Genomic DNA, 13,919 nt, shown 5'->3' on the forward strand with positions numbered 1-13,919 from the left:
CTACCCCGGCGGCTCGTAGAGCTCGAACCACGTCGACTTCCCCGAGCCCCGGGGGTCCACCCCCCACCGGTCCGCCAGCCCCTCCATCAGCATCAGGCCCCGGCCCGACGAAGCCAGCTCGCCGGGCCGCCGCTTGTGCGGCAGTTCGTCGCTGGCGTCCGCCACCTCGACCCGCAGGCGCCGGACGCCGGGCTCGCCGGAGACCTCGGCGGACAGCACCGCGTCCCCGTCCGTGTGGACGAGGACGTTGGTCATCATTTCGGAGACCATCAGCACGGCCGAGTCGGCCTGTTCGGGATCCGCCCAGTCGTGCAGCAGCTCCCGCAGCTGACGCCGGGCCGTCGAGACCCGCTCGGGCTGCGCCTGGGCGACGGTCAGGACGGTGCGGCGCGGTGCGCCGCCGCGTACCGGTTCCCCGGTGCGCTGCATCAGCAGGACCGCGATGTCGTCCTCCCGGCGGTCGGAGAGCGGGCCGGTGTGGTGGCGTTCGGGCGGCCCGTGGACCGTCTGCACCAGCGCTTCGACGAGCGACTCCAGATTGTCGTCGGCGTGCTGCTCCAGCGTCTTGTGGATCCGGGCCCAGCCCGTCTCGAGGTCGTGGCCGCCGGTCTCGATCAGTCCGTCGGTGCAGATCATCAGGGTCTCGCCCGGCTGCAGTACCAGCCGGCTCGTCGGATAGTCGGTGTCCGGTTCTATGCCCAGCGGCAGCCCGCCGTCCACCGGCCGTGCCAGCACCGTGCCGTCGGCCGTCCGGACCGTCGGATCGGGGTGGCCGGCCCGGGCGATGTCCAGGGTGCCCGTCGCCGGGTCGACCTCGACGTAGAGGCAGGTCGCGAAGCGCTGACTGGAGGCGTCCCCCTCGTCGTTGGCGTCGGTGATGCCGTAGAGAAAGCGGGACGCCCGGGAGAGCACCGCGTCGGGCGGGTGGCCCTCGGAGGCGTAGGCGCGCAACGCGATCCGCAGTTGTCCCATCAGCCCCGCGGCTCGTACGTCGTGGCCCTGTACGTCACCGATCACCAGCGCGACCCGGCCGGCACCCTTGCCGGCGGCTCCGGCGACGGCGCCCGGCAGCGGGATCATGTCGTACCAGTCGCCGCCGACCTGCAGTCCGCCGCCGGTCGGCACATAGCGGGCGGCGACCTTCACCCCCGGGATGCCGGGGCCCAGCGCCGGCATCATCGAACGCTGCAGCCCGAGCGACAGCTCCCGTTCGTTGTCCGCGACCCCGGCGCGGGCCAGTGCCTGGGCCAGCATCCGGGCGACCGTCGTCAGCACCGAGCGTTCCTCGGGCGAGAAACTGACCGGATAGGCGAAGGCGGCCATCCAGGCGCCGATGGTCACCCCCCCGTCGAGCAGCGGGATGAAGGCCCAGGACTGCCGGTGGTAGGCCTCCACGGCCGGCCAGACGGCGGGATAGCGCTCGCGATACGAGTCGGGGGTCGGCAGATAGATGGCCTGGCCGGTCCTGGCCACCTCGGCGGCCGGGTAGTCGACGGCCGTGCTCATCGGGAACTCCGCGAGCGGCCCCGCCGTGGCGGAGGACTGTCCGTGGTGGCCGATCAGGGTCAGCCAGTCGCCGGTGATGCCGAAGACCGCGAGACCGTCCGGTTCGAAGCCGGGCATGGACAGCGATGCGGCCACCCGCATCACCGCCTCGGTCGACCCGGCCTCGGCCAGCGCCCGCCCGGCGTCCAGCAGGAAGGCCTCCCGGGAGCGCCGCCAGTCGCCGGTGACCGGGGTGTTTGCCGCGGTGCCCGGCGGCGGCTCGGCTACTTCCTGGAGGGTGCCGATCAGGACGTAGTCGTCACCGTTGGCGGTGGGTTTGGAACGGCTGCGCACGGTGCGCAGCACCCGGCCGGATTCGTCCACGATGCGCAGCCTGGCCTCCGCCAGGGTGCCTTCGGACACCGCCAGCGTGACGATCCCGTTGATCTCGTTCCAGTCGACCGGGTGGAAGCGGGAGCGTGCGGCCGCCTCGCTGAGAGTGAGCGGCTCGGGAGGCATTCCGAGGAGCCGGGCGGCTTCGGCATCGACACGGACCATCCCGGATGCGGTGTCCCAGTGCCAGACCCCGGTGGCGAGGGCGGCCAGGACATCCTCGGTGTGCATTGCCCTCATTTAAGAAGGTTGCCGGACCGACCGCCACCGAAGGGGCACCCGGTGCCCGGCGGTACTCTGGTCTGCGCTACACCCTTTCCCGCCTGTCTCGCGAAGAACTGGATGAATGATGCATCGGTACAGGTCCCACACGTGCGGTGAGCTCCGTGCCTCCGACGTCGGCTCCGACGTCCGGCTGAGCGGCTGGCTGCACAATCGCCGAGACCTGGGCGGCATCCTCTTCATCGATCTGCGCGACCACCACGGCATCACGCAGCTCGTCGCCCGCCCCGGCACCCCCGCGTATGCGGCCCTGGACAAGCTCTCCAAGGAGTCCACCGTCCGGGTCGACGGCCAGGTTGTTTCACGTGGAACCGAGAACATCAACCCGGACCTGCCCACCGGCGAGGTCGAGGTCGAGGTGTCCGAGGTCGAGCTGCTGGGCGCCGCCGCTCCGCTGCCCTTCACCATCAACGCCGATGACGGCGTCAACGAGGAGCGGCGTCTGGAGTACCGCTTCCTGGACCTGCGTCGCGAGCGGATGCACCGCAATATCATGCTGCGCACCGCGGTCATCTCCGCCATGCGGAACAAGATGACGGCGCTGGGCTTCAACGAGATGGCGACCCCGATCCTCACCGCGACCTCCCCCGAGGGCGCCCGTGACTTCGTGGTCCCCTCCCGGCTGCACCCGGGCAAGTTCTATGCCCTGCCGCAGGCGCCGCAGCAGTTCAAGCAGCTGCTGATGATCTCCGGCTTCGACCGGTACTTCCAGATCGCGCCGTGCTTCCGTGACGAGGACGCGCGGGCGGACCGCTCGCCCGGCGAGTTCTACCAGCTCGACGTCGAGATGAGCTTCGTCGAGCAGGAGGACGTCTTCCAGCCGATCGAGAAGCTGATGACCGAGCTCTTCGAGGAGTTCGGCAACGGCCGGCACGTCACCTCGCCGTTCCCCCGCATCCCGTTCCGCGAGTCGATGCTGAAGTACGGCAACGACAAGCCGGACCTGCGCGCCAAGCTCGAACTCGTCGACGTCTCGGACGTGTTCGCGGACTCCGGTTTCAAGGCCTTCGCCGGCAAGCACGTCCGCGCGCTGCCGGTCCCGGACACCGCCGGCCAGTCCCGCAAGTTCTTCGACGGACTCGGTGCGTACGCGGTCGAGCAGGGCGCCAAGGGCCTGGCCTGGGTGCGGGTCGGCGACGACGGGGCACTGGCCGGGCCGATCGCCAAGTTCCTCACCGAGGAAGACATCGCCGCCCTCACCGAGCGCCTGGAGCTCAAGCCGGGCCACGCGGTCTTCTTCGGCGCGGGCGAGTTCGACGAGGTCTCGAAGATCATGTCGGCGGTGCGCGTCGAGGCCGCCCGGCGCGCCGGTCACTTCGAGGAGGGCGTCTTCCGGTTCTGCTGGATCGTCGACTTCCCGATGTACGAGAAGGACGAGGAGACCGGGAAGATCGACTTCTCGCACAACCCCTTCTCGATGCCCCAGGGCGGCCTGCAGGCCCTGGAGACCGAGGACCCGCTGGACATCCTCGCCTGGCAGTACGACATCGTCTGCAACGGCATCGAGCTGTCCTCCGGCGCGATCCGCAACCACGAGCCCGAGCTGATGCTGAAGGCCTTCGAGATCGCCGGCTATGACCGCGAGACCGTCGAGCACGAGTTCGCCGGCATGCTCCGCGCCTTCCGTCTCGGCGCCCCGCCGCACGGTGGCATCGCCCCGGGCGTGGACCGGATCGTGATGCTGCTCGCCGACGAGCCGAACATCCGCGAGACGATCGCGTTCCCGCTCAACGGAAACGCGCAGGACCTGATGATGGGCGCGCCCACGGTGCTCGACGAGAGCCGGCTGCGGGAGCTCAACATCCAGCTGCGCAAGCCGGTCGCGGACAAGTAGCGGACGAGCGAAACGAACGGGACCCCGGAGGCCGGGGTCCCGTTCGCATTCTGCGTGGCAGCCCTCGGCTTGAGCCCCTCTTTCGTGTCACGGGCAACATGATCGGCTTCCCGGCGCGTTAGACAGGCGTGGAAGAAGGAACAGGATGCCGTCCGGCCCCGGCCGACGCCGCATTCCGCACCACGCACCACACCGAGAAGTGAAATGAAAGGCCCGTCGATGTCTGTGTCCCTGCCTGTGCCGTCGCGCAGAGGCTCCCTCGTGGCTGCCGCTCTCCTGTCCACCGGGATGCTGCTGTCCGGCTGCGCGGGCGCCCCGTCACCTGCCGCCGACGGGGCGGGCCGGACGGCCGCGGACGGCGGCAGCCACGCCGGGAAGTCCGCGCCCCGCCCGTTGGCCGCGCGGGCCGAGGTGCCCGCGGCCCCGCAGGAGATCCCCTCGCTGGGGCCACATACCCGCGGGCAGATCCCGGACTCGGCGGACCAGGCCGTCGTCGTCACCGGCGAGGGCCACGACACCAGTCGCTCCACCGTCGTGCTCTACACCCGTGATCCCGACAAGGGCTGGCAGCAGGCCGGTGACCCCTGGTCGGCGCACAACGCCCTGAACGGCTGGAGCGAGCACCACCGGGTCGGCGACCTCCGTTCGCCGGAGGGCGTCTTCGGGCTGACCGACGCCGGCGGCCGCAGGGCCGATCCGGGCACCCGGCTCCCGTACGACAGGGGGCCCGGGTTCGTCGCCCACGGCACCGGCTTCAAGGGGGAGTCGCTGGCCGGCGCCTTCGACTACGTGGTCGCGATCAACTACAACCGGAAGCCCGGCACCACCCCGCTCGACTGGACCCGTCCGCTGGGCGCGGGCCGGGGCGGCGGCATCTGGTTCCACGTGGACCACGGTGGTCCGACCCATGGTTGCGTGTCGCTGTCCGAGTCCCGGATGAAGCAACTGCTGCGCTGGCTGGACCCGGCCAAGAAGCCGGTGGTGGTGATGGGGGACGCCGCGACGCTGCAAAAGTGAAGCGGCGTACCGAGCGGCCCGGAACCCGCCGTCGCCCTCAGCGCGCCATCGAGCCTGTGTTCAGCTCCACGCCGACCCGGCAGGGCATCGGCGGAGATCCGTGGGAAGCCGGTCCGGACCAGTCGCTCATCGAGCCGAACAGCGCTCTGGCGTGTTCCGGGCCGAGGACGAACTCGATCCGGTCGCACTCCTGGGGGTGGTCCGCCGGGCCGACGACGAGATGGAACGCCAGGCTGCCGTCGGTGCCCCGGTTGGTGGTCACCATGGCGTCGACGACGCCGGATATCTCCTGGGTGAGCGGAGCCTCGAGCTGTAGCTTCATGACGCGGTTCCTCCTGTGGTTTCGGTGAGCTCCCCGGCCCGGCCGAGCAGCGGAACGTGGCCGGCGATGCGCCGGACTGCCTCTTCGACGACCTCCGGGGGCTGAGCGAAGGCGAGGCGGACGAAGCCGTCCAGGGACCCGCCTTCCGCAGCGAACCGGGGCCCGGCATGCAGCCGGACTCCCGTTCGCTGGGCGGCGGCGGTGACCTCGGCGGCCGGTGCTCCACCGGTACGCACCCACAGCGCGAGTCCGCCGTCGGGCACCCGGAAGGTCCACCCGGGCAGTCGGGTGCGTACGGCCGCCGTGAGCGAGTCCCGCTGGACCCGTGCCCGGCCCCGCTGAAACGCCAGCACATCCGCCAGGACTCCGTCGAGCAGGAGGTGACGGACGGCCAGCTGAGTGAGGACCGGTGGGCCGATGTTCAGCCCCGCCCGTCGGTCCGTCAGCCGGCGGACGAGTTCCGCGGTGGCCCGGATCCAGCCGATGCGCAGCCCGCCCCAGAACGCCTTGGACGCCGAGCCGACCGTGATCACCGTGCCGCCCCGGTCGGAAGCGGCGAGCGGGAGGACCTGCCCTCCGGGGCCCGCCGGATCGAGTGACAACTCGGCCATGCTCTCGTCGGCGAGCAGCGTCACCCCGGCGGAAGCAGCCAGCGCGACCAGTTCGCGCCGCTGCTCCTCGGGCATCAGCCGTCCGGTCGGATCGTGGAAGTCCGGCGTCAGACAGGCCAGCAGGGGTGCGGATGCGCGCAGCATGCCCGCCCAGGCAGCGGTGGACCAGCCCTCGTCCGGCAACGGCACGGACACCACATGGGCGCCGTTCGAGCGCAGCGCCCGTAGCCGGCCCGGACAGCCGGGAGACTCCACAGCGATGCGTTCTCCCGCGGCGGCGAACTCCTGCAGGAGCAGCGCATACGCGTCGGTCGCTCCCCGGGTGACCAAGATCTGGTCGGGCTCCGTGGCCAGCCCCCGCTGCTCGTATCTGGCCGCGATCATCTGACGCAGCCCCCACAACCCGCCCGGTGAACCGACCTGGGTGCGGGCGTACCAGGGGAGTTCGTCCCCGGCCGCCGCCAGGGCCCGGGAGAGCCATGGCTCCGGCGCGGACATCGCAGCCGTGCTCAGGTCGACGGCTCCGTCCAGGTCCGGCGGGACGAGCGCGCGCCGCAGGGAAGCCGGGTGGCCGGGTGGACGGTTCACATAGCTGCCGGAGCCCCGGCGCGCCGTCATATAGCCCTGCACGCCCAGCTGTTCGTAGGCGGCGGACACCGTGGTCCGGCTCACCGTAAGGGCCGCGGCCAGCTCCCGCTCGGCCGGCATCCGGATCGCCACCGGGAGCCGGCCCTGCTGCACAAGATTCCGTACGGAGGTGGCCAGCAGCTGGTAGGCGCTGCCTTCGCCCTGCCGCCACTCGCCGATCAGCTGTGCCAGCCGATGTGCTGCGACGCCGTTCTGTGGAGCGGCCATGCCTTCCCCCCCCCTGATTACCCCTGATTCCCCCTGTTTTCTCCTGGTTGCCCGGGCTCCTGCGCCAGGGATCACGCGCCGGGGCTCACGCGCCGGGTCACGCGCCGATCGAGGTCGCCTCACCGGCCTCCGCCGGGCGGAGCCCCTCCGTTTCGGCCTCCTCCAGGTCGCCTGCGAGCATGCGCCAGACCCCTGCGTAGCCGTGGGCAAGCAGCGCCATCGGTTCCTTGCAGTGCGACGGGACGGTGGCCGCGATCTTCCGGCGGTCCCGTGCGACGAGCGCGCAGGCATCCAGCATCCGCAGGACATTGCGTCCCGACTCGCTGAACCGCAGGGAGGGATCACGCCGCAACGAGTCGAAGATCTTCAGGAGTTCGGCGGGGGCGACGGCCTCCGGCGTCCTGCGTGGCGCCGGGCGCGCTGTCGGTATCCGTACCGGCAGCGGAAGCGGCGGAGCGCCCGACCCGGAGTCTGCGCCGTCTCCGGAGTCCGCGGAGGCCGCGGAGATCCGTCGTCCGGAAGGCACCGGGTTCTCGCCGCGGCGCAGCCGGTCCCGTACGTCGGCGACGGTGGCCGGCGACAGGCCGACCCGAGCCGCGATCTGGCGGAGTGAGGCACCGGGATCGTTCCTGATGATCTCCCCGGCCAGTTCCCGGCCGCGGGAGGAGTCGACGGGGCGTGCCCGGCCGTCCCGGCCGATCCGGTGCCCGCTCGCCGCGGCTGCCGTTCCTTCGCGCAGTCGGCCCACCTTCCGCGTGGACAGTCCGGTGACCGCTGCCACCGCCCGGTCCGACCACTGGGGATGGGAGGCGAAGATGCGTTCCGCTGCCGCTGTCCGGTCGGCCGCCGAGAGCGGGCGCCCCTGCGCGATGTTGGTCGCCACCGAGAGGAGCAGTGCGTCGGCCCGATCGCCGTCGAAGAACCGCACTGCGATGCGCTGGTCTCCGCTGAGAGCGGCCGCACGCAGTCGGTGCACACCGTCGACGACGGTCATGGTGGTGCGGTGCACGAGGATGGGCGGGAGGTCTGACTCCGTTTCAGCCAGCGTCCGTACGTAATCCTCGTCCTCGCCGTCGATCCGCGGCGAGAAGTCAATGACAAGCCGCTCAAGCGGAATGTATTCGACCGGTTGATCGAGCAATTCCCTGTCGCGCAGCCTGATCAGGTAATCCGCATTTCCTCGATCCATGATGTCTCCCCCTGGTCACGCGCCGGGCAAAGCCATGAGAAGCGGTTTCGGCCGAGACGGTCGCATCCGGCCCGTGTCACTGCCAGCCGAGGTCGTCCGCGGTGTTGACCAAGGACGATGCGGCGCCGGCCGAAACGGTCGCGGAGGGCGCGGCGTCGGCTGCGGCCGCGGTGATGCCCGCGCTCATCACCATGATGCTCGCCACGACGACGCCACGAATAACCTTGACGGAGAACTTCCGAGACATTGTTCGTAACCTTTCGGTGGGCCCTGCTTTCGCTGACGAGTAAGAGTGTTGCCGTCATTCGTCGGCTCACGAAAGGGCCTTCGGCCGGGTCAAACCGGCCTTGGCATACTCAGTCCAGCTTTCCTCTTGACCGGGTCCGGATCGGGTCAAGAAAGCGCAAAACGCACCCGTGGCCGTCTCAGTCCCTGGGCCGGGGGTTGACCTCGGGCATCAACAACGGGACCTCGGCCCGCACGAACTCCCAGTCGCGCAGCCGGTGATGAGTGGACCACGCGGACCACCAGAGCCCCTCGGCGGCCGATTCGGCCTCTTCCAGGGAAGGCGCCCGCAGGTAGAGCCCGATGACCGGGTGCGGCCCCTCGGCCGCGTGCACGGTGACATGCTCGAACCCGTCGAAGCCGGCAGCACAGTGGGCAAGGGCCGGAGCAGTCCATTCCGGAAGGTATTCACCGCGTGGGTGTGTCCGGAGATGCACGTGGACGAGATACATGATGCGACCTTGAATTCGTTCAGGAGCGTTATCGGCGGACGGGAATGACCGGGAGGACGTGGCGCGGCGCCCGCAACGGCCCATCGCGGGGGACCACTTGCTCCCGCACCCGGTAGCACGTACCGTCAAGCAACTCTCAGCGATGCCGGCCCCACCGGCCGTCTTGGTTTCATCGACTTCTGGACACGGAACCGGAGCTGCCCGACTGATGCTTTCGCTTCTCGGTCTTGACGCCGTCGCAGAATCCGTTTACAGGGGGATGCTGGACCGCCCCCAGGGAGTGGCCGACCTCTGTGCCCGACTCCAGCTGTCCGAGCAGGAGGTGCGGGGTGCGCTGGACCGGCTCAGTGAGATGGCGCTGGTACGCGTCTCCGCCGAGGCCCCGGGTCAGCTCCATGCCGTCAGTCCCCATGTCGGCATGGAACTACTGCTCGCCCGGCAGCAGGACCAGCTGGCCGCACAGCAGCAACGGCTCGAGGCGAGCCGGGCGGCCGCCGCGAAACTGATCCTGGAGTACGACGATCAGCGCCGGCCCAGTGCCGCCGCTCCGGGAGTGCGGCACCTGGAAGGCCTGGACTCCATCCGAGACCACCTCGCCACCCTGCGCGACCAGGTCACCGAGGAGTTGCTGACCTTCGCAGCCGGCGGCCCGCAGACTCCCGCGAATATGCAGGCGTCCCGGCCGCTCAACCAGCAGTTGCTGGAACGCGGTGTGCGGATGCGCACCGTGTACCTCGACAGCATCCGGAGCGATCCGGAGACTCTGCGGCACGCACATTGGCTCGTGGAGCAGGGCTGCCAGGTGCGCACGGTGCCCACGTTGCCGAACCGGATGATCATCTATGACCGAAAATCGGCGATCATCGCGGGTGACGCCGAGAACACCGCTGCCGGCGCGGTTCAGCTGACCTCACCAGGCCTGATCGCCTCGCTGCACGCCCTGTTCGAGAGCGTGTGGCAGTCGGCGAAACCACTGAAGGAACGGATGCAGCCGGATCCCGGCTGCCTCGCTCCCCAACAGTCTGAAGCACTGAAGCTGTTGGCGCGAGGGTGCACGGACGAAGCGATCGCCAAACGGTTGGGCGTATCCGCTCGGACCGCTCGCCGGATAGCATCCGGACTGATGGCGTATCTGGATGCCCGCAGCCGCTTCCAGGCCGGTGTTGTTGCCGTGCAGAAGGGCTACCTGCCCTCCTCCGGCGACTAGCTCACGCGGAGGACCTGATGAGGGAGACCGCCCTGTTCGCGTGAGCGGGGTCCGCGTGACCGGGCTCGGCCGGCGCCAGTCGGTCGAGGGCCTCCTGCACGGTGTCGGCCGCCTGGATCAGCCGTCTGTCCTTCGCGGACAGGAAGCCCTCCGCCACCAGGTGGTCGAGCATGGCCAGCATGGGGTCGAAGAACCCGCCGAGGTTGACGACGACGATGGGCTTGTCCATCAGGGAGAGCTGGTTCCAGGTCGCCACCTCCATCAGTTCGTCCAGTGTCCCGAACCCGCCGGGCAGCACCGCGAACCCGGAGGACAGCCGGTACATGACGGTCTTGCGCTCGTGCATGGAGCGGACCACGAAGATCGCCCCGCGGGCCCGGTCGGCGCGCTCCCGCTCGTGCAGGCTGCGCGGAATGACCCCGGTGACACTGCCACCGGCCTCCAGCACACCGTCGGCGACGGCGCCCATGACGCCGACCCCGCCCGCGCCGTAGACCAGATCAAGGCCCCGGCGGGCGAGCGCCAGGCCGAAACTTCGTCCGGCCTGCATGTGGTCCGGCCGGTTCCCCGGTCGCGCACCACAGAAGACCGCGATGCGCTCGCTCTTCTTGACCAGCGTCTGCATTTCTCCTCAATTCCTCGTCGGGCTAGTCCTGGTGGGATGGGTACGAGGTGGGGCCGACGGTGCGCAGTGCGGTACGGAACAGGACGCGCGCCCCGGCCACGAGGTCGGCCGGGTCGGTGTCCTCCTCCGGTACGTGGCTGATGCCGCCCAGGCTCGGGACGAAGATCATTCCGATGGGCGCGATATCGCCGATCATCTGTGCGTCGTGTCCGGCTCCGCTCGGCAGCGTCTCGTAGGGCAGGCCCAGTTCGTCGGTGCTGCGTTCGATCGCGGTACGCAGTGCGGGGCTGGTGGACACCGGGTCGGAACGGGTCTCGGCGACGACCTCGATCTCGGTGCCGGTCGCCGCCGCGATGGCGTCCAGCGCGTGCCGCAGAGCCTGCTCGGCGGTGGCCGCCCGCCAGACGTCCGTGTCCCGCAGGTCGACGGTCATCCGCACCGCTCCCACGATGGTGTTGGGCGTATTCGGGTGGGGGTCGATCCGGCCCACCGTGGCCACCCGGCACAGCCCTCGCTCACGCGAGATGTTCTCCGTGGCGAGTACCACCCGGGCCGCCGCGGCCAGCGCGTCCCGCCGCCCCTCCATGGGGGCCGTACCGGAGTGGCCGGCCGCACCGCGGACCTCCAGGGTGAGAACGATGCGGCCGGTGATCGCGTCCACCACGCCGATCCGGTTGCCACTGCGCTCCAGCACCGGGCCCTGCTCCACATGGAGTTCGAGGTATGCGGCCACCGACCCGCTCGGCCAGCCGGCGCTGCCGAGTGCGTCCAGGTCACCACCCGCGAGCCGGAGTGCTTCGCGCAGCGGCCGGCCCTGGTGGTCCTGCGGCTCCCTGGGCAGTCCCGCAAGCCGGCCGGCGATCGCCATCGACCCCCAGAACGGCTGCGGGAACAGCGCGCCCTCTTCGTTGGCGAATGCCACGGCGACCGGCTCGTGCCGCGTTTCGGTGCCGGACTCCACCAGCGTCTGGAGCACTTCCAGCGCTGCCACCACACCGTAGGCGCCGTCCAGCCTTCCCCCGTTGACGACCGTGTCCAGATGCGAACCCATCATCAGCGCCTGCCGGTCCGTGCTGGACGAGGAGACGTGGACCGGACGGACGATGACATTGCCCGCCGCGTCGATGCTGGGGGCCAGACCGGCGGCCCGCGCCTCCGCCATCAGATACGCCCGGGCCTCCCGGTCCGCCGCGCTGAACCCCTCGCGGGTGATACCGCCGGTCACCTCGGACCGGCCGATCCGCGCGAGGTCGGCGATCCGCCGGAGCAGCCGGTCCGCGTCTATGTCCAGTGACAGGCTGCCTGCCTGCTGAACGAGTGTGCCGCTCATCCGCATGTCCTCCCGATCGGTCCGAAGTTCCTCGAGGGGCCGAGCTCCGCGAGCTCAGCATTGCCGGTCACAGGTGGCGTCCCCACCACTCCAGGACCGCCTCGAACCGCGCCAGCCGGTGGCTCGGCAGACCGGACCGGGACATGTCGTGTCCCTCACCGGGGAACAGCAGCATTTCGGCGGGCACCCCGCGCATCCTCAGTTCGGTGAACAGCCGCTGCGCCTGCTCGGGCGGGCAGTGCCGGTCCTCCTCGGACTGGATGATCAGCATCGGGGAGTCCATCCGGTCCACGTACGTCAGCGGGCTCTGCTCCGCCCAGCGGTCCCGGTCGGACCCGTACAGCGCGATCGCGAGATCGACGCCGTCGTCGCTGGTCGCGGCGTAGCTGTCGATGGCGTACAGGCCGCGTTCGCCGATCATGGCGTTGAACCGCTCGCCGTGGTGGGCGTTGAACCAGGCCGCCATGTAACCGCCGAAGGAGCCGCCCATCACGCCGACCCGGGAGCCGTCCAGCTCGGGCGACTCCAGGGCCTTGTCGAGAATCGCGAGGAGGTCGACGGCGGACTTGCCGGGCAGGTCGTCCATCACGTACGAGCCGTGGGCCTGCCCGTATCCGGAGCAGCCGCGGGGGTTGCCGAGCACCACCGCATATCCGGCGGTCGCGTAGACCTGTGCCTCGTCGAAGGCGGCGGGGCCGTTCAGGGTGTATCCCCACTGGGTGAAGGGTCCGCCCTTGATCTGGAAGATCACCGGGTGCGGTCCCGGTCCCTCGGGGCGGACCACCCAGCCCTGCAGCGGGTAGCCGTCGGGGGCGGTCGCGGTGAACGGCTCCATCGGCAACAGCCCGCCACGGGCGACGAGTTCACTGCCGTACGAGGTGAGCACCCGCTCCGTGCCGTCCCGCAGCACCAGCAGGTCGCCGGCGCTGTGCGCGCTGGAGACCACGGCGGCGATCGTCACCCCGTCCGGGCCCTCGGCCACCGCGTAGCCGTTGACCTGGCGGGGCCCGGTCAGCACCGGAAGCGGCTCACCGCCGTCGTACGGCACCAGGACCAGGTGCACCTCCCCCCGGTGGTCACTGGCGAAGTAGACGCCGTCCGCGGTGGGCTGGATCAGCTGGCTGGCGAAGCTGAGGTGGTAGGCGTCGCCGGTCAGCCGGCGGGGGGCCAGGGAGCTGTCGACGGGTGCGAGGACGTCGTCCGCGGCGGCCACCGGCACCGACCAGAGGCCGTACACGGAGGTCGCGCAGGAGTGGTTGTGCTTGTCGAGCTCCGAGCCGACGAAGACGACCGATTCGCCGTCCGCCGCGAAGCGCGGTGTGAACAGGTACATGCCGCCGCGGGTGAGGGGGCGCAGGCCGGTTCCGTCGGGTGCGACCGCCCAGATGTCGGTGCGCGAGTCGTTGCCGCTCTCCGCGTGCCGGGCGACGACGAACGCCAGCAGCCCGCTGTCGGGGCGCCAGGCCAGGTCACCGTGGTCGTACTTCCCTTCGGTGAGCTGGACCGGCGGCGCCCCGGCATCGAACGGGTCGGTGACGAAGACCTGCCGCGGCCGGTCGACGGTGTAGCCGAAGCCGTCCATCTGGTAGAGCAGCGTGGTGATCCGCCGGGGCCGCTCGGTGTCCGCAGGACCCTGGTACCTGCCGGGCTCGGGGACCCGGCTCGTATAGGCGATCCGGGTCGAGTCCGGGCTCCAGACCGGCTGGCCCGCCCCCATCGGGTGGTCGGTGACCGGGTAGGCCTCGCCGCCGTCCATCGGCAGCAGATGGATCTGCGCCCGGCCGCCGGGGCCCGGCCGCAGGAACGCGAGGAAACGTCCGTCCGGGGAGAACGCGGGGGCGCCGTCGTAGGGGCCCTGGGTGATCCGGCGGGGCGGCAGCGCACCGCTGGTGTCCAGGAGCAGCAGTTCATCGGTGTAGTCGTCGGCCGCGAGGTCGGGACGGGACACCTCGACGACGGCATGGCGGCCGTCGGGCGACAGGGCCGGATTCCCGAGGACCGGGAGCAACTCGATGTCGGTGGAAAGCATGTC

12 protein-coding genes are annotated in these 13,919 nt (G+C 70.5%); 3 read left to right on the forward strand and 9 right to left on the reverse strand.

What is annotated here, in order from left to right:
• The gene (locus AB0436_RS09710; protein ID WP_366467489.1) at positions 1-2,109 is read right to left on the reverse strand and encodes a SpoIIE family protein phosphatase; all 2,109 of its coding nucleotides are present in this window, start codon (positions 2,107-2,109) and stop codon (positions 1-3) included.
• A 118-nt stretch (positions 2,110-2,227) separates the two neighbouring features.
• Between AB0436_RS09710 and aspS the strand changes: the two genes are divergently transcribed.
• Complete coding sequence (gene aspS, locus AB0436_RS09715; RefSeq protein WP_366467490.1) at positions 2,228-3,994, forward strand: aspartate--tRNA ligase; 1,767 nt, start codon at positions 2,228-2,230, stop codon at positions 3,992-3,994.
• Positions 3,995-4,213: 219 nt separating this feature from the next.
• The gene (locus tag AB0436_RS09720; protein ID WP_366467196.1) at positions 4,214-5,011 is read left to right on the forward strand and encodes a L,D-transpeptidase family protein; all 798 of its coding nucleotides are present in this window, start codon (positions 4,214-4,216) and stop codon (positions 5,009-5,011) included.
• A gap of 37 nt (positions 5,012-5,048) precedes the next feature.
• Here the strand turns inward: AB0436_RS09720 and AB0436_RS09725 are convergent, their stop codons facing one another.
• The 5 genes from AB0436_RS09725 to AB0436_RS09745 form a co-directional block, all read right to left on the reverse strand.
• Positions 5,049-5,333: a hypothetical protein gene (locus AB0436_RS09725; protein WP_366467197.1), complete on the reverse strand. Its 285-nt coding sequence runs from the start codon at positions 5,331-5,333 to the stop codon at positions 5,049-5,051.
• On the reverse strand, positions 5,330-6,799 hold the full coding sequence (locus AB0436_RS09730; protein ID WP_366467198.1) for a PLP-dependent aminotransferase family protein: 1,470 nt from the start codon (positions 6,797-6,799) through the stop codon (positions 5,330-5,332). The genes AB0436_RS09725 and AB0436_RS09730 overlap by 4 nt, the downstream gene beginning before the upstream one ends.
• Before the next feature lie 97 nt (positions 6,800-6,896).
• Positions 6,897-7,988 carry a ParB N-terminal domain-containing protein gene (locus AB0436_RS09735; protein WP_366467199.1) on the reverse strand — a complete coding sequence of 364 codons (1,092 nt, stop codon included), beginning with the start codon at positions 7,986-7,988 and terminating at the stop codon, positions 6,897-6,899.
• Positions 7,989-8,064: 76 nt separating this feature from the next.
• The gene (locus tag AB0436_RS09740; protein ID WP_366467200.1) at positions 8,065-8,235 is read right to left on the reverse strand and encodes a hypothetical protein; all 171 of its coding nucleotides are present in this window, start codon (positions 8,233-8,235) and stop codon (positions 8,065-8,067) included.
• 178 nt (positions 8,236-8,413) lie between these two features.
• Complete coding sequence (locus AB0436_RS09745) at positions 8,414-8,725, reverse strand: hypothetical protein (RefSeq protein WP_366467201.1); 312 nt, start codon at positions 8,723-8,725, stop codon at positions 8,414-8,416.
• Between the two features lie 208 nt (positions 8,726-8,933).
• On the opposite strand from AB0436_RS09745, the gene AB0436_RS09750 reads away from it, so the two are divergent.
• Positions 8,934-9,932, forward strand: a complete 999-nt coding sequence (locus tag AB0436_RS09750) for a helix-turn-helix transcriptional regulator (RefSeq protein WP_366467202.1) — start codon at positions 8,934-8,936, stop codon at positions 9,930-9,932.
• 1 nt (position 9,933) lies between these two features.
• Here the strand turns inward: AB0436_RS09750 and AB0436_RS09755 are convergent, their stop codons facing one another.
• The 3 genes from AB0436_RS09755 to AB0436_RS09765 form a co-directional block, all read right to left on the reverse strand.
• Complete coding sequence (locus AB0436_RS09755) at positions 9,934-10,557, reverse strand: TIGR00730 family Rossman fold protein (RefSeq protein WP_366467203.1); 624 nt, start codon at positions 10,555-10,557, stop codon at positions 9,934-9,936.
• A gap of 22 nt (positions 10,558-10,579) precedes the next feature.
• Entirely contained in the window at positions 10,580-11,887 is a 1,308-nt protein-coding gene (locus tag AB0436_RS09760; protein WP_366467204.1) for a Zn-dependent hydrolase, read from the reverse strand.
• Between the two features lie 67 nt (positions 11,888-11,954).
• A complete protein-coding gene (locus AB0436_RS09765) occupies positions 11,955-13,916 on the reverse strand; it encodes a S9 family peptidase (RefSeq protein ID WP_366467205.1) in 1,962 nt (653 codons plus the stop codon).
• Positions 13,917-13,919: the final 3 nt, after the last annotated feature.

The sequence above is a fragment of the Streptomyces sp. NPDC051322 genome, assembly GCF_040689485.1.
In the GTDB taxonomy this organism is placed as follows: Bacteria; Actinomycetota; Actinomycetes; order Streptomycetales; family Streptomycetaceae; genus Streptomyces.

Coding starts and splice junctions, on each gene's coding strand:
- AB0436_RS09710 (WP_366467489.1), bottom strand. CDS start 2,109: ATGCACACCGAGGATGTCCTGGCCGCCCTCGCCACCGGGGTCTGGCAC.
- aspS (WP_366467490.1), top strand. CDS start 2,228: ATGCATCGGTACAGGTCCCACACGTGCGGTGAGCTCCGTGCCTCCGAC.
- AB0436_RS09720 (WP_366467196.1), top strand. CDS start 4,214: ATGTCTGTGTCCCTGCCTGTGCCGTCGCGCAGAGGCTCCCTCGTGGCT.
- AB0436_RS09725 (WP_366467197.1), bottom strand. CDS start 5,333: ATGAAGCTACAGCTCGAGGCTCCGCTCACCCAGGAGATATCCGGCGTC.
- AB0436_RS09730 (WP_366467198.1), bottom strand. CDS start 6,799: ATGGCCGCTCCACAGAACGGCGTCGCAGCACATCGGCTGGCACAGCTG.
- AB0436_RS09735 (WP_366467199.1), bottom strand. CDS start 7,988: ATGGATCGAGGAAATGCGGATTACCTGATCAGGCTGCGCGACAGGGAA.
- AB0436_RS09740 (WP_366467200.1), bottom strand. CDS start 8,235: ATGTCTCGGAAGTTCTCCGTCAAGGTTATTCGTGGCGTCGTCGTGGCG.
- AB0436_RS09745 (WP_366467201.1), bottom strand. CDS start 8,725: ATGTATCTCGTCCACGTGCATCTCCGGACACACCCACGCGGTGAATAC.
- AB0436_RS09750 (WP_366467202.1), top strand. CDS start 8,934: ATGCTTTCGCTTCTCGGTCTTGACGCCGTCGCAGAATCCGTTTACAGG.
- AB0436_RS09755 (WP_366467203.1), bottom strand. CDS start 10,557: ATGCAGACGCTGGTCAAGAAGAGCGAGCGCATCGCGGTCTTCTGTGGT.
- AB0436_RS09760 (WP_366467204.1), bottom strand. CDS start 11,887: ATGAGCGGCACACTCGTTCAGCAGGCAGGCAGCCTGTCACTGGACATA.
- AB0436_RS09765 (WP_366467205.1), bottom strand. CDS start 13,916: ATGCTTTCCACCGACATCGAGTTGCTCCCGGTCCTCGGGAATCCGGCC.